Below are 17,846 nucleotides of genomic sequence, written 5' to 3' on the forward strand. Positions count from 1 at the left end.
ATCGGGTCTCCGCGGACCCCTGCGGGGGTTCGTCCTCCGCCTGTATTCTCGGTGGTTCTGCTCGCTGATGTCTCGGGGGAGAACCCACGCCATGTCCATCACCGTCCGCCCACGACGTGCCCGCCGGCTGCTCGCCGCCGCCGCGGGTCTGCTGCTGGTCCCCGCCCTGGCCACCGGCGCCTCGGCCGAGGGCGGCGAGCGCCGCGCGGTCGAGACCTGGCCGACCCCCGGCAGCACCGCCATCACGGTGACCGGCCACGGCTTCGGGCACGGCCACGGGCTCTCGCAGTACGGCGCCCTGGGCGCCGCGGAGCAGGGCCTCACGTGGCAGCAGATCGTCGGCTTCTACTATCCCGGCACCACCTGGGGCCGCATCGGCGGCAAGCTGCGCATCTGGATCACCGCCGACACCGGCCGTGACGTCCAGGTCGTCTCCGAGCGCGCGATCAAGGTGACCAGCCTCGCCCGCCAACGATCCTGGCGCCTCCCGGCCGTGGGTGCGAGGAAGTGGCGCCTGGTCGCGCAGGGCAGTGACACCGCGGTGCAGTGGAGCAGGGGTGGGCGCTGGAAGACCTGGCGGACCGTCCCGGGCGAGGCCGAGCTCTCCGCGGCCGACGGGGTGCTCACGCTCGTCGTGCCGGGCGCCCGCCGCGACTACCGCGGCACCCTGCAGTCCGTGGCACCCCGCGGGGGCAAGCGGATCACCGTCAACAAGCTGGGCATGGAGGCCTACCTGCGCGGTGTCGTGCCGCAGGAGGTGCCGGCGCTCTGGGAGCCCGACGCGGTCAGCGCACAGTCGGTGGCCGCCCGCACCTACGCCGCCTTCGAGCGGCAGGCGAGCAAGGGTGAGCGCTACGACCTCTGCGACACCACGCAGTGCCAGGTCTACGGTGGCGTCGACGTCGAGCACCCGGCAGCGACCGCGGCCATCAGGGCCACCCGGGGCCAGGGCGTGCTCTACGACGGCCAGCCGGCCTTCACCCAGTTCTCGGCCAGCAACGGCGGTTTCTCCTCGGCCGGGTCCATGCCCTACCTCGTCGCGCAGCCCGACCCCTACGACGGCCTCGCCAACCCGACGTACTCGACCTGGAAGAAGACCCTCGACGACACCATGGTCGAGAAGCAGTGGCCCGCCATCGGCGACCTCACCAGCATCGAGGTGACCGCCCGCGACGGCAACGGCGACTGGGGCGGTCGGATCACCGACATGGCCTTCGTCGGCACCAGGGGCACCGCGCGCGTCGACGGCGACACCGTCCGCTCCGCCTTCGGCCTCAGCTCCGACTGGTTCACCTTCGCGGTCGAGCCGCGGCAGAAGGGCCGGGCGCGGCAGTGAGGGGCACCGGACGACTCGCCGCCACGCTCGGCGCCCTCGTCCTCGCGACCACGGCGTGCGAGGCCGGCGGCGCGAGTGGGAGCGACCTCCCCGGCCTCGTCGAGCCCGAGGTGAGCTCCGGCATCGACTACGTCGCGCTCGGTGACTCGTTCTCGGCCGGCCCCTTCATCGGCACCATGCGCAGCGACCCCGAGGGCTGCGCGCGCTCGCGCGACAACTACCCTGCCTTCCTCGCCGACTGGCTCGACGTCGCGAGCTACACCGACGTCACCTGCTCGGCGGCCACGACGACCGACCTCTACGGCACGATGACGATGTTCAACGGCGCCACGACGGGTCCACAGCTCGATGCCGTGACCGCCGATACCGACCTGGTGACGATCGGGATGGGGGGCAACGACTTCCGGATCTACGACTCGCTCATCCGCTGCCAGAGCGGCCAGCCGTGCGCCGTCGACGACCTCACCGCCGACGCCCGCAAGGTCGCAGGTCGCATCGAGAAGGCCGTACGCCGCATCACCAATGCCGCTCCCGCGGCGAGCGTGTTCGTCGTCGGCTACCCCGACATCCTGCCGACCCAGGGCACCTGCCGCGCGGTCGGCGTCCGGGCCGACGTGCTCGGGCCGGTCGCCGAGGTCGCCGAGGTCCTCAACGCCTCCCTGCGACGCGGCGCGGAGGCGGCGGGAGCGTCGTACGTCGACATGGAGTCCGCCTCGGAGGGGCACGACGTCTGCGCCAAGGGCCGGGCGTGGGTCAACGGGCCGCAGCTCCGTCCCGGTGTCGCCGCGCCGTTCCACCCCAAGGTCAACGGCATGCGCGCCGTGGCCGTCGAGGTCTTCGGCGAGTTCACCGGCGAGGAGCCGGAGGTCACCGAGTACGCCGAGCCCGACCCCGACGTGATCGTCCTCAACGAGGGCTGATCGCCAGCACCAGGTCGCCGCCCTCGACGGCCTGCGTGGTCCGCACGGCGAGCCGCGACACGGTCCCGGCGACGGGTGCGGTGATGGAGGCCTCCATCTTCATCGCCTCGATCGTGGCGACCGTCTGCCCGGCCTCCACCTCGTCGCCCTCGGCGACCGACACCGTCACCGCCCCGTCGTAGGGCGCGGCCACGTGGCCCGGCGTCCTCGGGTCGGCCTTCTCGGTCGACACCTCCTCGGCCGCGACGCTGCGGTCACGCACCGACACCGGACGCAGCTGGCCGTCGATGGTGGCCATCACGTTGCGGTAGCCGCGCTCGTCGGGCTCGCTGATCGCCTCGAGGCCGAACAGCATCTCGCGTCCCTCGCGCACCAGCACCCGGTGCTCCTCGCCGCGGCGGAGGCCGTAGAGGTAGTCGACGGTGGAGATCGCCGACAGGTCGCCGTAGGTCTCGCGCGAGTCGTGGAAGGCGGCGTTGGGTCCGGGGAAGAGCAGCTCGTTGAGCGTCTCGCGCCGGTCGGTCCCCAGGCTCGCCTGCTGCTCGGGGGTCAGGGTCTCCGTGGGCTGCTTCCAGGCGCGGCCGGCCAGCGCCTTCGTGCGGAAGGGCTCAGGCCAGCCGCCGGGCGGATCGCCCAGCTCGCCACTGAGGAAGCCGATCACCGAGTCCGGCACGTCGTACGACGCCGGGTCGGCCTCGAACTCGGCCGGGTCCGCACCCGCGGCGACGAGCGCCAGGGCGAGGTCGCCGACGACCTTCGAGGACGGGGTCACCTTCACGACGTTGCCGAGGATGTCGTTGGCTGCGGCGTACATGTCCTCGACCTGCTCGAACTTCTCGCCCAGGCCCAGCGCGATCGCCTGCTGGCGCAGGTTGGAGAGCTGGCCGCCGGGGATCTCGTGGCGGTAGACGCGACCGGTGGGGGCGGGAAGGCCCGACTCGAAGGGCGCGTAGACCCGGCGGGTGGCCTCCCAGTAGGGCTCCATCGCGTTGACCGCGGCGAGTGACAGCCCGGTCTCGCGCTCGGAGTGGTCGGTCGCGGAGACCAGCGCCGAGAGCGCCGGCTGCGACGTGGTGCCGGCCATCGCGGCGCAGGCGGCGTCGACCGCGTCGACCCCGGCGTCGATCGCGGCGAGCAGGGTGGCGAGCTGGCCGCCGGGGGTGTCGTGCGTGTGGAGGTGCACCGGGAGGTCGAAGCGCTCGCGGAGCGCGGTGACCAGGGTGCGTGCGGCCGGGGCGCGCAGCAGGCCGGCCATGTCCTTGATGGCCAGCACGTGGGCGCCGGCGTCGACGATCTGCTCGGCGAGGCGGAGGTAGTAGTCGAGGGTGTAGAGCTTCTCCCCGGGCGAGGACAGGTCGCCGGTGTAGCAGAGCGCGACCTCGGCCACGGACGTCCCGGTGCCGCGCACGGCCTCGATGGCCGGGCGCATCTGGGAGACGTCGTTGAGGGCGTCGAAGATCCGGAACACGTCGATCCCGGTCTCGGCGGCCTCCTGGACGAAGGCCTCGGTCACCTCGGTGGGGTACGGCGTGTAGCCGACGGTGTTGCGCCCGCGCAGCAGCATCTGGAGGCCGATGTTGGGCACCGCCTCGCGCAGGGCGGCCAGCCGCTCCCACGGGTCCTCGGAGAGGAAGCGCAGCGCGACGTCGTACGTCGCCCCGCCCCAGCACTCCAGCGACCACAGCTGCGGCGTGGTGCGGGCGACGTGGTCGGCGACCGCGACCAGGTCGCGGGTGCGCACGCGGGTGGCGAGCAGCGACTGGTGGGCGTCGCGGAAGGTGGTGTCGGTGACGGCCACGCGGTCCTGCGCGCGCAGGCGGCGGGCGAACTCGTCGGGCCCGATCTCGCGCAGCAGCTGCCGGGTGCCGTCCGGCACCGGCTGGGAGCGGTCGAGCTCGGCGAGCTTGCTCGCCGGGGCGACGGTGACCGGGGCAGCGCCGTGCGGCTGGTTGACCGTGACGTCGGCGAGGTAGGCCAGCAGCTTCGTGGCGCGGTCGCGGCCGAGCTGGGCCTTGAGGAGGCCGGGGTGGTCCTCGATGAAGGAGGTTGTGACACCCCCGGCGGCGAAGTCGGGGTCGGCGAGGACGCCCTGGAGGAAGCCGACGTTGGTGGACACCCCGCGGATGCGGAACTCCAGCAGCGCGCGCCGCGCCTTCTGCACGGCCGCCTCGAAGGTGCGCCCACGACAGGTGAGCTTGGCGAGCATCGAGTCGAAGTGGGGGCTGATCTCGGCGCCGGTGTAGGTCGTGCCGCCGTCGAGGCGTACGCCGGGCCCGCCGGGGGAGCGGTAGGTGGTGATCTTCCCGGTGTCGGGCCGGAAGCCGTTGGCCGGGTCCTCGGTCGTGATGCGGCACTGGAGCGCGAAGCCGCGGGGCTGGACGGAGTCCTGGGTGAGGTCGAGGTCGGCGAGGGTGGCACCCGCGGCGATGAGCATCTGCGACTGCACGAGGTCGACCGCGGTGACCTCCTCGGTCACGGTGTGCTCGACCTGGATGCGGGGGTTCATCTCGATGAAGACGTACTTGCCGCTGGGGTCGAGGAGGAACTCGACCGTGCCGGCGTTCTTGTAGCCGATCTCGCGGGCGAAGCGCACCGCGTCGGCGCACATGCTCATCCGGACCTCGGGGTCGAGGTTGGGTGCGGGCGCGATCTCGACGACCTTCTGGTGGCGGCGCTGGACCGAGCAGTCGCGCTCGTAGAGGTGGATGACGCCACCCTCGGACCCGGTGCCGTCGGAGAGGATCTGCACCTCGATGTGGCGCGGGTCGACCACGGCCTGCTCGATGAAGACCGTCGGGTCGCCGAAGGCGCCCTCGGCCTCGCGCATGCAGGTCTCGATGGCCTCGCGGAGGTCGGCACGGTCGTCCACGCGCCGCATGCCGCGCCCACCGCCGCCGGCGACGGCCTTGACGAAGAGCGGCGCCTCGATCTGCTCGGCCGCGGCCAGCAGCTCGTCGACGTCGGTCGACGGCGGCACCGACTCCAGCACGGGGACGCCGGCGGCCTTGGCCGCGGCGATCGCACGGGCCTTGTTGCCGGTCAGCGTCAGCACCTCGGCGCTCGGGCCGATGAAGGTGATGCCCGCCTCGGCGCAGGCCTCGGCGAGTGCGGGGTTCTCCGAGAGGAAGCCGTAGCCGGGATAGATCGCGTCCGCCCCGCACCTCACCGCCACCTCGACGATCGCCTGCGGGTCGAGGTAGGCGCGGACCGGGTGGCCGACCTCACCGATCTGGTAGGCCTCCTCGGCCTTCATCCGGTGCTCGGACCAGCGGTCCTCGTGGGGGAAGACGGCCACCGTGCGCGCGCCGATCTCACGCGCGGCACGGAAGGCCCGGACTGCGATCTCGCCACGGTTGGCGACGAGCACCTTGGAGAACATGGACCGCACGCTATCGAGTGACGGGTGTGACCTGGGTTACTCGTCCGTACCTCGGGCGGGGTCAGGCGGTCGCGCGCTCCTGCTCACGCCACTTCGACGTACGACGGAAGTGGCTGGGGCACCGCTGCTCTGCCCGGCCCAGGGGCGAGCTCAGTCCTTGATCTCGCAGATCACGGCGCCGTTGGTGACCGTGGCGCCGACCTCGGCCTGCAGGCCGGTGACGGTGCCGGCGCGGTGGGCCTTGAGGGGCTGCTCCATCTTCATCGCCTCCATGACGACCACGACGTCGCCCTCGGCGACCTCCTGGCCGTCGGTGACGGCGACCTTGACGATGGTGCCCTGCATCGGCGAGGTGACCGCGTCGCCCGACGCGGCGGCACCGGCCTTCCTGGCCGAGCGCTTGGGCTTCTTGGCGCCACCCGCGGAGCCACCGGCGGACAGACCGCCGAGCCCGGCGGGGAGGACGACCTCGAGGCGGCGTCCGCCGACCTCGACGGTGACCTTTTGGCGCTCGCCGGCCTCTGCTGCCTCCGCGGAGTCGCCGGAGTAGGGCTCGATCTGGTTGTCGAACTCGGTCTCGATCCACTGGGTGTAGACGGTGAACTCGCCCTCGCCCGACGGGGTCGAGGCGCCGACGTAGGCCGGGTCGGACACGACCGCGCGGTGGAAGGGGATGACGGTCGGCATGCCGTCGACGACGAACTCGTCGAGGGCACGGCGCGAGCGCTCGAGCGCCTGGGTGCGGGTGGTGCCGGTGACGATGAGCTTGGCGATGAGGGAGTCGAACGAGCCCGGGACGGTCTCGCCGTTCTCGTAGCCGCCGTCGAGGCGTACGCCGGGACCGCTGGGCGGCGACCACGCCGACAGCGTGCCGGGGGCGGGCATGAAGTTGCGCCCGCCGTCCTCGGCGTTGATGCGGAACTCGATCGAGTGGCCGCGGACCTCCGGGTCGCCGTAGCCGAGCTCCTCGCCTGCGGCGATGCGGAACATCTCGCGGACCAGGTCGATGCCGGTGACCTCCTCGGACACGCAGTGCTCGACCTGCAGGCGGGTGTTGACCTCGAGGAACGAGATGGTGCCGTCCTGTGCCACGAGGAACTCGCAGGTGCCGGCGCCGTAGTAGCCGGCCTCGGTGAGGATCCGCTTGGACGACTCGTAGAGCTCGGTCATCTGCTCGTCGGTGAGGAACGGCGCGGGGGCCTCCTCCACCAGCTTCTGGTTGCGGCGCTGCAGCGAGCAGTCGCGGGTGGAGACCACGACGACGTTGCCGTGCTGGTCGGCCAGGCACTGGGTCTCGACGTGGCGCGGCTTGTCGAGGAACTTCTCGACCAGGCACTCGCCGCGACCGAAGGCGGTCACGGCCTCGCGCACGGCGGACTCGTAGGCGTCGGGGATCTCCTCGAGCGTGCGGGCGACCTTGAGGCCGCGACCGCCACCACCGAAGACGGCCTTGATGGCGACCGGGAGACCGTTGGCCTTCGCGAACTCGACGACCTCGTCGGCGTCCTGGACGGGGTCCTTGGTGCCCGGCGCGAGCGGCGCGTTGGCCCGGTCGGCGATGTGCTTGGCCTTCGCCTTGTCGCCCAGCGCCTCGATCGCCGCGGGCGGCGGGCCGATCCAGATCAACCCGGCGTCCATGACGGCCTGGGCGAAGTCGGCGTTCTCGGCGAGGAAGCCGTAGCCGGGGTGGATCGAGTCAGCGCCGGACTTCTCCGCGATCGCGATGATCTTGGCGATGTCGAGGTAGGACTCCGCGGGCGTGGCTCCGCCGAGGGAGTGCGCCTCGTCGGCCAGGCGGACGAAGAGCGCGTCGCGGTCCGGGTCGGCGTAGACGGCGACGGAGCCGATGCCGGCGTCCTTGCAGGCGCGGATGACGCGGACGGCGATCTCGCCGCGGTTGGCGATGAGGACCTTCTTCAAGCTCACGCGGGGACTCCTGGATCGGCTGTGCGGTGGACGGGAGGCGTGCCGCTCGGCAGGCTACCGCGAGGCGAGGATGGCGCGACCGACAGCCTGATGCACCGGACGTACGACGCGCGCGTAGGCGATGCCGACTGTGAGCGACGCCACAAGGGCGAGCCACTGGTGGCCGGCGTCCTCCAGGGCGGGGTAGACCTGCCAGTGGGTGAGGTAGATGAACAGGCTCGCGCCCGCCAGGACGCCGGCGGCCCGCGCCAGCACGGGCGGCAGGGACACGTGCGGGAGCCACAGCATGAGCAGGAAGCCGCCCAGCACGATCGCCTCGCGGTGGGGCTGGCCGAAGAAGCCGATCGTCAGGCCCGCGGCGAGCGCGGTGACGAGCAGGCGCCGGCGGGTGTCGTCGGCGCGGGCCGCGACCCAGCCGAGGGCGAAGAAGAACGCCACCACGAGCGTCGTGTAGCGCTCCGTGGCACCGGCGCGCAGGCCCACGTCGAGGAAGCGCGCCAGGGCGGTGACCACCAGCACGCCCAGCGCGAAGCCGAAGGGCGTGCGCCGCTCCAGCCGGTGCAGGCGCGGGACGCAGGACACGGCGAGCGCGGCGGCGGTGATCCAGACCAGTGACTCCAGGAACCACAGCTGCCACTGGTCGTCCCACTCGGTGCCGTTGACCACCTCGCGCACGAAGAGCGCGGTCGTCAGGTCGTAGCTGCCGATCAGCAGCGCGACACCGCCGACCCAGATCAGCGACGGGACCACGAGCTGGGCCAGGCCCGACAGACCGTGGCGCAGCCGGTCGCGGGCACCCCCCGCAGCGGAGAGCTGGAAGCGGGCGAAGTTGAAGCCGGCCAGCGCGAGCAGCAGGTGCGCGCCGCCCTCGAGGCCGACCAGGTCGACGTGGCTGGCCACGACGAAGACGATCGCCAGCGCGCGCAGCGCGACGGTGGTGTCGAGGCGCGCCCACCGGCGTGGGCGGGCCTCGCCCTCCACCGGGCGGGCGGCCAGCGCCTCGAGCTCGGCCAGGGGGCGGGTGTGCCACCCCGCGGGCAAGCCCTGCGGGAAGTGGGCGGCGAGCCGGGTCGCGAGCTCGACGTAGGACAGCGAGTCGCCGCCGAGGTCGACGAAGGAGTGCGACTCGGCGGCGTCGGGGCGGCCCAGCACGCGCACGAAGTCGGCGCGGACGGGGTCGAGACCGGCGGCCTCGGACGGGTCGGCGGCGGACTGCTCGGCGAGGTCGGCCAGGTCGCCCAGCGCGGAGTAGTCGGTCTTGCCGGTGCTGGTGAGCGGGACTTCGGCGAGCACCGTGACGCGTACGGCATGGGCGGGCAGGCCGCTGTGGCTCGTCGCGAGCGAGCGGGCGGCCCCGCTCGCGCGCCCGTGGGTGAGGAACACGTGGACCATCCGCTCGGTGGCCACCACCCGGGCGTGGCGGTCGAGGGTGGCACGCAGGGTCTGCTCGACGGCGTCGAGGTCGATGCGCAGGCCGAAGACCTTGCCGTAGCGGTTGCGGCGCCCGACGACCTCGAGGAGGCCGTCGACCCGGCGGGCGAGGTCGCCGGTGCGGAGCTCGGTGGTGACCCGGCCGAGCGCGAGGTCGGCGGGCGCCTCGGCGTAGCCGAGCATCACGTTGGGCCCGGTGTAGACCAGCTCGCCGATGCCGGGACGGTCGTCCACGGTCTCGTCGAGGCGCAGCTCGCCGCCGGGGATGGCGACGCCGATCGCGCCCGGGTGGTCCTCGGCGAGGTCCGGCGGCAGCCAGGCCATGCGTGCGGTGGCCTCGGTCGCGCCGTACATCACGACCAGGTCCCACCCGTGGCTGCGCCCGAAGCGGCTCCAGCGGCGTACGGCGTCGGGGTCGAGGCGTCCACCCGCCTGGGTCACCTGACGCAGGCGGGGGAGGTCGCGCTCCTCGAAGCCGCTGGTGGCCAGCAGGTCGAAGGTGTGCGGGACGCCGGCGAGGGTCGTGGCGCCGGCGCGGGCGAAGAGGTCCCAGAAGCACTCGTCGACCACGCTCAGAGAGGTCAGCACGACGCTGGCGCCCGCGACGAGGTGGGAGTGCAGCACCGACAGGCCGTAGCAGTAGTGCAGGGGCAGTGCCGTGATCGCGCGGTCGTCGGGGGTCAGGCGGAGGTAGTCGGCGATGGCGGCGGCGTTGCTGGCCACGTTGTCGCGCGAGAGCCGCACCAGCTTGGGCGACCCGGTCGTGCCCGAGGTGCTCAGCAGCAAGGACAGGTCGGGGTGCAGGTCGTGCGCAGAGACGTCACGGCGTACGTCGTCGGGGGCGCCGGTGGTGCAGACGATGTCGGGGTCGTAGGCAGCGACCATCGCGGCGCGCTGGGCCTCGCGCCCGTCGGGCACGACGAGCGCGACGTGGCCGTGCTGGAGCGCGGCGAGGTAGGCGACGAGGGCCTCGAGGTCGTTGGCGCCCTCGACCAGCACCAGGCGACGGGCCGGTCCCCAGCTGCGCGCCCGGTCCGCGACGCGACGGGCGAGGTCGCAGTGGCTGAGCACGTCGTCGCCGTCGAGGATCGCCGGGGCGTCGCCGAAGTGCGCGTGGTGCAGGACCTCGGTGGTCGTGCCGGTGGGCTGCTGCGGGGAGTGGGACGTGAGGGTCACGGCAGCCCCGCGGGACGGTAGGCCCGGACCAGTCCCGTCACCCGGAGGTGGACGGGGTCGCCGGCGACGGGGTGGCGCACGCCGGCCATCCGGGCGAGCACCGACGTGCCCTCGTCGAGGCGCACCTGCACGGCGCAGTCGTGGCCGTAGTAGCTGACCTCCTCGACCGTGCCGGGCACGCCCTCGGCGTGGGTGAGGTCGACGAAGACCTGCTCAGGACGCACCATCAGGGCCACGTCTCCCTCGGCGGGGGCGGTCAGCACGACCTCGCCGAGCGCGCACGTGGCGCGCGTGCCCCGCGCGGCGCCGGGCAGCACGACCGCGCGGCCCACGAACTCCGCCACCTGCGGGTCGCTGGGGGAGAGGTAGACCTCGCTCGGCGGCGCCGACTGCACCAGGCGCCCGCCGCGCATCACCGCGACCTGGTCGGCCAGGGAGAGCGCCTCGTTCTGGTCGTGGGTCACCAGCAGCGCGGTGGTGTGGGTGGCCTGCAGCGCCCGGCGCACGGCGCGCGCGGTGCTGCCGCGCAGCCCGGCGTCGAGGGAGGAGAAGGGCTCGTCGAGCAGCACGACCGCCGGGGCGGGCGCCAGCGAGCGGGCCAGGGCCACGCGCTGCTGCTGGCCGCCGGAGAGCTCGTCGGGGCGGCGGTCGCGGAAGTCGCGCGGCAGCTCGACGAGGTCGAGCATCTCGGCGACGCGGTCCCCGCCGGTCGTGCCGCGCTCCTCGCGGGACAGGCCGAAGGCGATGTTGGCGGCGACGTCCAGGTGCGGGAAGAGCGCGCCCTCCTGGGGGACGTAGCCGACCCGGCGCGTCTGCGGGGGCATGGGGCGTACGCCGTCGCCGGCGACGACGGTGCTGCCGAAGGCGATCGTGCCGGACTCCGGCACGAGGAAGCCGGCGATCAGGCGCAGCAGGGTCGTCTTGCCGCAACCCGAGGGGCCCAGCACGGTCGTGAAGGAGCCGTGCGGGACCTCGAGGGTCACGTCGTCGACCGCACGGGTGGTGCCGAACGACTTGGTGACCCCGGTGATGGTCAGGGAGCTCATGCGGGGACCCTCTCCTCGACGACGGCGGTGGCGGTGGCGGGGCTGTCGGTGCGCATCAGCAGCACCGTGGCAGGGATGGAGACGAGCACCAGGAGCAGCGCGTAGGGGGCGGCGGCGCCGTAGCGCAGCTCCGAGGAGGCCGACCAGAACTCGGTGGCCAGGGTGCTGGTGCCGATCGGCGAGAGCATCAGCGTGGCCGTCAGCTCGGTGGAGATCGCGAGGAAGACGAGCGCGGCGCCGGCGCCCAGGCTCGGCGCGATCAGGGGCAGCGTCACGCGGCGCGCGGTCGCGAGCGGGCCGAGCCCGAGGCCGTGCGCGACGTCGTCGAGCACGACCGGCGCCTGCTCCAGCCCGGCACGCACGGTCACCACGGCACGCGGCAGGAAGAGGATGGCGTACGCCGCCACGAGCAGGCCCGCGCTCTGGTAGACCACCGGCACCACGCGCAGCGAGGCGACCACGAGGGCCAGGCCGACGACGATGCCGGGCAGCGCGTTGGCGACGTAGGTGCTGCGCTCGATGACCGTCGAGGCCCAGCCGCGGTGGCGCACCGCGAGCCAGACCACCGGGATCGCGGCGAGGGTGGTGGCGACCGCGCCGGTCAGGGCGAGGACGACGGTGGAGACGAGCGCCTGGGTGAGCTCCCCGAGCGGGAACTCGGTCGAGGTGCCGACGAGCAGCCAGCGGAGGAGCGAGAACGCCGGCACGCCGATCGCGAGCACCACGACCGCGCCGACCGTGGCGACCAGCGGCCAGCGCCACGTGCCGAGGGTCAGCGGGACGGCGCCGCGGGCGGCGCCGCGGCCGAGGCGGGCGTAGCGCCGGTCGCCGCGCAGGCGCAGCTCGGCCAGCAGCAGCACCAGGCACAGCAGCACCAGCACGCCCGCCATCGCGGTCGCGGCGGCGCCGTTGAAGGTCGAGCCGTACTGGTCGTAGATCGCGGTGGTGAAGGTCGGGAAGCGCAGCAGCGACAGCGCGCCGAACTCCGCGAGCAGGTGCAGGCCCACCAGCAGCGCGCCGCCGAGCAGTGCCGGGCGCAGCTGGGGCAGGACCACGGTGCGGAAGGTGCGGGTGCGGGAGTGACCGAGCGACCACGCCGACTCCTCGAGCGCGGGGTCGAGGCGGCGCAGCATCGCGACGACGGGGAGGTAGACGAGGGGGTAGTAGGACAGCGTGACGACGAGGAAGGCGCCGCCGAACCCGTTGATGCTGCGGTCGAGGGAGACCCAGGCGTAGCCGTTGACGAAGGCCGGCACGGCCAGTGGGGCCACGAGCAGGCCGTGCCAGAGCCGGCGTCCGGGGAGGTCGGTGCGCTCGACGAGCACGGCGAGTGCCACGCCGAGCACGGACGTCGCGGCCATGCAGGCAAGGGCGAGCGTCACGGTGTTGCGGAGCAGCTCGGCGATCCGCGGCCGGGCGATGAGCTGCCACAGGTCGACCGGGCCGATGATCACGACGTAGGAGGCCACGTAGGCCAACGGGACCAGCGCCAGGAGTGCCACGAGCGCCCCTGCTGCGAGCAGCAGGGGCGGCGTGCGGCGCCCGGAGTCGGTCAGAGCAGGCCCGCCTCGGTCATCAGGTCGGTGACCTGCGGGCCGTTGAGCGAGGAGACGTCGACCTGCGGCGGCTCGAGCTCGCTGAACGGCTTGACCTCGGGGTCGAGGCTGGCGTCGGGGTTGAGCGGGTACTCCAGGGCGTACGACTCGGCCATCGCCTGCTGGGCCTCGGTGCCGGTGAGCCAGGTGAGGAACTCCTCGGCCTCCGCCTGCTTCTCGCTGCTCGCGAGGATGCCGGCACCGGAGATGCTGAGGAACGCGCCCGGGTCCTGGTCGCCGAAGAAGTGCAGCGCGGAGGTGTCGGAGTCGGCGCCGTTCTCCTCGCGGTCGCGGTACCAGTAGTAGTGGTAGGCGATGCCGGCGTCGACCTCGCCGGAGTCCACCGACTGCATCACGACGAGGTTGTTCTGCACGATGACGCCGTTGGCCTTCAGGCCCTCCAGCCAGGCGCGGGTGGCCTCCTCGCCCTCGAGCTCGAGGACGGCGGACACGATCGCCTGGAAGTCGGCGCCGGTGGGGGAGAAGGCCACGCGGCCCTCCCACTCGGGGTCGGCGAAGTCGAGGATCGATGCGGGCATGTCGGCCTCGGTCATCGAGTCGGTGTTGTACATCGCGACGGTGGAGCGGGCCAGGAAGCCGGTCCAGGCCCGGTCCGCGGGGACGTAGTCGTCCGGGATGGTGGCCGTCACGGCCTCGGGCAGCTCGGTGAAGAGCCCGGCGTTGTCCACGATGGTCATCGCGGGGGAGTTCTCGGTGAGGAACACGTCGGCGGGCGAGTCCTCGCCCTCCTCGGTGATCTGGTTGGCCATCTCGAGGTCCTTGCCGTGGCGCAGCTCGACGTCGAGGCCGGACTCCTCCTCGAACAGCGGGATCAGCTCGTCGAGCAGCTGCTCGTGCTGGGCGTTGTAGATGACGAGGTCGGGGGAGCCGAAGACCCCGCAGCCCGACAGGGTCGAGGCGGCGAGCAGGGTGCTGGCGAGCGCCACGTTGACGCGCGTGGCCGAGCGGCGGGGAGAGGTCGTCACTAGGGCATCCTTACTTTGCTTAGGCTCACCTAACTGTAGTGGGGAGTCGTCCGCGTGGATGAATCCGGACCGGGTGACGCCCGTCTCATCGGGGGTTAGCGATCGCTAACCTGATCGGGCTAGCATGCGAGGCATGACTTTCGAGCTGTCCCCCGAGCACGAGCAGTTCCGTCGCAGCGTCCGCGACTTCGCGGAGGCCGAGATCGCGCCGCACGCGGCGCAGTGGGACCGCGAGCACCACTTCCCGACCGACGTCGTGCAGAAGATGGGCGCGCTCGGCCTGATGGGCCTCACCGCACCCGAGGAGTTCGGCGGTGCGGGCATGGCCGGCGAGGACGGCGGCTTCACCTCGCTGTGCCTGGCCATCGAGGAGGTCGGCCGCGTCGACCAGTCGATGGGCATCACGCTCGAGGCGGCGGTGGGCCTGGGCATCAACCCGATCCTGACCTTCGGCACCGACGAGCAGAAGACGACCTGGCTGCCCGACCTCATCGCCGGCGAGAAGCTCGCCGGCTTCGGCCTCACCGAGCCCGGCGCGGGTTCCGACGCCGGGGCGACGAGGACGAAGGCAGTGCTCGAGGGCGGCGAGTGGGTCGTCAACGGCTCCAAGCAGTTCATCACCAACTCCGGCTCGTCGATCACCTCGCTGGTCACCGTGACGGCCCGCACCGGCGAGCGCGCCGACGGCCGCCCCGAGATCTCGACGGTCATCATCCCCTCGGGCACGCCCGGCTTCACGGCCGAGAAGGCCTACGACAAGCTCGGCTGGCACGCCTCCGACACCCACCCCCTGTCCTTCAGCGACGTACGCGTCCCCGAGGCCAACCTCCTCGGTGAGCGCGGTCGCGGCTACGCCCAGTTCCTCGCCACGCTCGACGACGGCCGGGTCGCGATCGCCGCCCTCGCGGTCGGCTGCATCCAGGCCTGCCTCGACATGTCGGTGCAGTACGCCGGCGAGCGCCAGACCTTCGGCGGTCCCATCGGGCGCAAGCAGGGTCTCGCCTTCCAGGTCTCCGACCTCCAGGTCATGCTCGACGCCTCGCGCCTGCTGACCTACAAGGCGGCCGCGATGAAGGACGCGATGGACGCCGGCAAGCCGGTTTCGATGGGCGCCTTCAAGCAGGCCGCCGCCGTCGCCAAGCTCTACGCCACCGAGTCGGCCGTGACCGCCACCCGCATCGCGACCCAGGTCTTCGGGGGCTACGGCTTCATGGAGGAGTACCCGGTCGTCCGGTTCTACCGCGACGCCAAGGTGCTCGAGATCGGCGAGGGCACCTCGGAGGTCCAGCGGATGCTCATCGCGCGGGGGCTCGGCCTGCCGGTCGAGTGAGGCGGGTCGTCAGGTGTTGTCGGTGATTCGTCGAAGGGCGTTCCGCCGGGAGGAGTAGATCTGCTCCACTGGGGCATCACCCACGTCCTCGGAAGGCTCCTCATGCGCGCTCGTCTTGCCGCCGTGCTCTCCACCGCCGCCCTGGCACTCGCCCTGGTGGCTCCGACCGGGCCCGCGGCCGCGAGCACGGGCGGGACCGTCGACTCGGCCAACCGCTACTCCGGGGTCGGCATGATCGCCTTCTACGACGACGGCGGTCGCTACCGCTGCTCCGCCACGCTGGTCAGCCCGACCGTGCTCCTCACGGCGGCCCACTGCACGTCCGGCACCGACGGCAAGACGGCCGTGACCTTCTCCCTGCTCGTCGACGACGCGGCACCGTCCAACCTGCCCGCCGCGTCGGACCCGGCCGTGGGCTACACCGCCGAGGACCTCGTGGGCACGGGCTACGTCTCCGGCACGGCTGTCACCCACCCGGAGTACTCAGACTTCACCGACGTGGACAACTGGAACGACGTGGGGGTGATCCTCCTCGACGCCCCGGTCACCGGCGTCGCCGTCACGCCGATCGCCGACGAGGGCACGCTGGACGAGATCAAGCGGCGCGACCTGCGCAAGACCATCTTCCGTGCCGTGGGCTACGGCACGGAGGTGCGGCAGGCGACCTCCGGCCCTCGGAAGCCGACCCCCCAGAGCTACCCCATCATCCGTCGCTACGTCGACATGCCCGGCCAGAAGCTCACGCCGCAGATCCTCCAGACCAACGGCAACGAGAACGACAACGCCGGCACCGGCGGCACCTGCTTCGGTGACTCCGGCGGCCCGCTCCTCCTCGGCGGCGAGATCGTCGGCGTCACGAGCTACGGCTACACGTCCAACTGCCGCTACATCGACGGCTACCAGCGCGTCGAGATCGGCGTGGTCCAGGACTGGCTGGCGGGCTTCGGCCTCTGACCCGGCTCAGGCCGGCCGTGGGGCGTACATGATCACGGCGACGCCGACGAGGCACACGAGCGCACCGACGACGTCGTAGCGGTCGGGGCGGAAGCCGTCGACGGCCATGCCCCACGCGAGCGAGCCAGCCACGAACACCCCGCCGTACGCCGCCAGGATCCGCCCGAAGTGGGCGTCGGGCTGCAGCGTGGCGACCAGGCCGTAGAGCCCGAGTGCCACGAAGCCGGCCCCGATCCACAGCCAGCCGCGTTGCTCCCGCACGCCCTGCCACACCAGCCAGGCCCCGCCGATCTCGGCGACCGCGGCAAGGGCGAAGAGCAGCAGCGACTTGGCGATCGTCATGGAGGCGAGTCTGGCACTGCCCCGGCACTCACCCGGTCAGGACGTAGTCGACCTGGAGTGCTGGGAGCGTCCGCCTGCGGATCGTCGCGATGGGTGGCGGTCTCGTGGAGCAGGTGTGGCCGGTCGGCAGGGTGGTCGTCACGCTGCCGTCCGGCCCGGGTCTGGCCCGCCAGCGAGGTGCCTCCTTGGCGTAGTTGCAGGCCTCGCAGAGCCCTTCGCCGTTGTGACCGGACGTGGGACCCCCGGTCCCGTGGGACTTCACGTGGTCGATGTGCCGGATCGGTGCGTCGCACCACGGAGTGCGGCAGACCTGGTCGCGCAGCCGGATGAAGCGGGCCAGGCCGGCGGGGAACAGGCGTGCCCGGCTGTCCATGGCGACGAGCTCGCCGGTCGTGGGCGAGGCATAGAGCCGGCGCAGCCAGACCTCGTCACCCGAGGCCACCGCTCCGGCGACCAGCTCGCGGGCGAGCTCGGCCGGGATGGGACCGAGGTCGACGAGATGGGCCGGCTGGTCGCTCGTGCCGAGCAGGGCGTCGCAGGGCATGACGAGGTCGAGGGTGACGCCGGGGCCGCGGTCGGCGCCGTCACTGGTGACGCGGGCGACCAGCTCGTCGGCCATCACCTGCCCCTTGGTCCGTGGATCACCCTGGGCGCGGGCAGTGTCGGCCTCCCGGGTCAGGGCGGCGTGGACCGCGACGCCGGACGCCACCGGGAGCAGCGCGGTGAGCCACACCATCGTGTCGGGCGCGGGACGGATCGAGACGCACCGCTCCGACTCGGCCTTGCGGCGCCGCAGCACCAGGGAGGCGGCGTCGAGCCGGGCGGCCTCCGCGGTGGCGGCAGCGACGACCTGGCGATCGCTCATCGCCTCGATCGCGACAGGGTCGGAGGCCAACGCCTCGTCGACGGCACGTCGGTGCTCGAGGGAGAGGCACGCGGTCTCGCGGGCGATCACGGTGGCCCGCCCCTCGGTGATGCGGCCTGCCCGCCAGGCCGACCAGGTGTGGGGCAGCTCTCGCTGGACGACCCGAGCGAGGCCGAGGTGTCGCCGACCGCGGTGGGGTGACTCACGCCGCGCGAGAGCCACCATGGACGCCACGCCCTGGCCACGCCGGTCGGCAGGGATGCCGAGGGTCTCCTGGTCACCGTCGACGGACTCGGCGAGCTCCGCCGCCAGCGCCGTCTGCGCAGCGCTCACCGTGCAGGCGAGCTCCTCCAGCGCGCGGATGGCGTCGAGCCGGCCCGCGTCGTCGAGGCCGCTCGGACCGTCGAGCGCCACCTGCACCTCGCGCCGCATCGCCGCGATCGCGGCTGCGGTGGGCGGGTGCTGGGCGGTGGGCATGGATCCACTCAACACGAGGGGTCCGACAGTGGGCCGACGGGTTGTGGACAGCTCCGATCTCCCCCTCCCGACGGATCCGTCGG

12 protein-coding genes are annotated in these 17,846 nt (G+C 72.7%); 4 read left to right on the plus strand and 8 right to left on the minus strand.

What is annotated here, in order from left to right; translation table 11 throughout:
• The first annotated feature begins 91 nt into the window (after positions 1 to 91).
• Entirely contained in the window at positions 92 to 1,336 is a 1,245-nt protein-coding gene (locus K4G59_RS11650; RefSeq protein ID WP_231251230.1) for a SpoIID/LytB domain-containing protein, read from the plus strand.
• Positions 1,333 to 2,256, plus strand: coding sequence for an SGNH/GDSL hydrolase family protein (locus K4G59_RS11655; RefSeq protein ID WP_231251231.1), 924 nt, complete (start codon positions 1,333 to 1,335; stop codon positions 2,254 to 2,256). The genes K4G59_RS11650 and K4G59_RS11655 overlap by 4 nt, the downstream gene beginning before the upstream one ends.
• Here K4G59_RS11655 and K4G59_RS11660 read toward each other — a convergent pair.
• From K4G59_RS11660 to K4G59_RS11690, 6 genes are all read right to left on the minus strand, one after another.
• The gene (locus K4G59_RS11660) at positions 2,243 to 5,635 is read right to left on the minus strand and encodes a pyruvate carboxylase (protein ID WP_231251232.1); all 3,393 of its coding nucleotides are present in this window, start codon (positions 5,633 to 5,635) and stop codon (positions 2,243 to 2,245) included. The two genes, K4G59_RS11655 and K4G59_RS11660, sit on opposite strands and share 14 nt — an antisense overlap.
• 150 nt (positions 5,636 to 5,785) lie before the next feature.
• The gene (locus K4G59_RS11665; protein ID WP_231251233.1) at positions 5,786 to 7,561 is read right to left on the minus strand and encodes an acetyl/propionyl/methylcrotonyl-CoA carboxylase subunit alpha; all 1,776 of its coding nucleotides are present in this window, start codon (positions 7,559 to 7,561) and stop codon (positions 5,786 to 5,788) included.
• Positions 7,562 to 7,615: 54 nt separating this feature from the next.
• Positions 7,616 to 10,168 (minus strand): AMP-binding protein, encoded by a 2,553-nt coding sequence (locus K4G59_RS20145; protein WP_308189390.1) that lies wholly within the window; start codon positions 10,166 to 10,168, stop codon positions 7,616 to 7,618.
• On the minus strand, positions 10,165 to 11,214 hold the full coding sequence (locus tag K4G59_RS11680; protein ID WP_231251234.1) for an ABC transporter ATP-binding protein: 1,050 nt from the start codon (positions 11,212 to 11,214) through the stop codon (positions 10,165 to 10,167). The genes K4G59_RS20145 and K4G59_RS11680 overlap by 4 nt, the downstream gene beginning before the upstream one ends.
• On the minus strand, positions 11,211 to 12,716 hold the full coding sequence (locus tag K4G59_RS11685; RefSeq protein WP_231251235.1) for an ABC transporter permease: 1,506 nt from the start codon (positions 12,714 to 12,716) through the stop codon (positions 11,211 to 11,213). The genes K4G59_RS11680 and K4G59_RS11685 overlap by 4 nt, the downstream gene beginning before the upstream one ends.
• 50 nt (positions 12,717 to 12,766) lie before the next feature.
• A complete protein-coding gene (locus K4G59_RS11690) occupies positions 12,767 to 13,795 on the minus strand; it encodes an iron ABC transporter substrate-binding protein (RefSeq protein ID WP_231251236.1) in 1,029 nt (342 codons plus the stop codon).
• Positions 13,796 to 13,928: 133 nt separating this feature from the next.
• On the opposite strand from K4G59_RS11690, the gene K4G59_RS11695 reads away from it, so the two are divergent.
• Both K4G59_RS11695 and K4G59_RS11700 read left to right on the plus strand, forming a co-directional pair.
• Complete coding sequence (locus K4G59_RS11695; RefSeq protein ID WP_231251237.1) at positions 13,929 to 15,125, plus strand: acyl-CoA dehydrogenase family protein; 1,197 nt, start codon at positions 13,929 to 13,931, stop codon at positions 15,123 to 15,125.
• A 102-nt stretch (positions 15,126 to 15,227) separates the two neighbouring features.
• Entirely contained in the window at positions 15,228 to 16,079 is an 852-nt protein-coding gene (locus K4G59_RS11700; protein ID WP_231251238.1) for a S1 family peptidase, read from the plus strand.
• A 6-nt stretch (positions 16,080 to 16,085) separates the two neighbouring features.
• Here K4G59_RS11700 and K4G59_RS11705 read toward each other — a convergent pair whose 3' ends face one another.
• On the minus strand, positions 16,086 to 16,421 hold the full coding sequence (locus K4G59_RS11705; protein ID WP_231251239.1) for a YnfA family protein: 336 nt from the start codon (positions 16,419 to 16,421) through the stop codon (positions 16,086 to 16,088).
• A gap of 28 nt (positions 16,422 to 16,449) precedes the next feature.
• Complete coding sequence (locus tag K4G59_RS11710; protein ID WP_231251240.1) at positions 16,450 to 17,763, minus strand: HNH endonuclease signature motif containing protein; 1,314 nt, start codon at positions 17,761 to 17,763, stop codon at positions 16,450 to 16,452.
• Between the last annotated feature and the right edge of the window lie 83 nt (positions 17,764 to 17,846).

Origin of the sequence: Nocardioides furvisabuli (assembly GCF_021083185.1) — a bacterium.
GTDB classification, from domain to species: domain Bacteria; phylum Actinomycetota; class Actinomycetes; order Propionibacteriales; family Nocardioidaceae; genus Nocardioides; species Nocardioides furvisabuli.

What these genes read in the sequence shown, in the direction of transcription:
- K4G59_RS11700 (WP_231251238.1), top strand. Translation starts at nt 15,228, where the DNA reads ATGCGCGCTCGTCTTGCCGCCGTGCTCTCCACCGCCGCCCTGGCACTC.
- K4G59_RS11710 (WP_231251240.1), bottom strand. Translation starts at nt 17,763, where the DNA reads ATGCCCACCGCCCAGCACCCGCCCACCGCAGCCGCGATCGCGGCGATG.
- K4G59_RS11695 (WP_231251237.1), top strand. Translation starts at nt 13,929, where the DNA reads ATGACTTTCGAGCTGTCCCCCGAGCACGAGCAGTTCCGTCGCAGCGTC.
- K4G59_RS11660 (WP_231251232.1), bottom strand. Translation starts at nt 5,635, where the DNA reads ATGTTCTCCAAGGTGCTCGTCGCCAACCGTGGCGAGATCGCAGTCCGG.
- K4G59_RS11680 (WP_231251234.1), bottom strand. Translation starts at nt 11,214, where the DNA reads ATGAGCTCCCTGACCATCACCGGGGTCACCAAGTCGTTCGGCACCACC.
- K4G59_RS11705 (WP_231251239.1), bottom strand. Translation starts at nt 16,421, where the DNA reads ATGACGATCGCCAAGTCGCTGCTGCTCTTCGCCCTTGCCGCGGTCGCC.
- K4G59_RS11650 (WP_231251230.1), top strand. Translation starts at nt 92, where the DNA reads ATGTCCATCACCGTCCGCCCACGACGTGCCCGCCGGCTGCTCGCCGCC.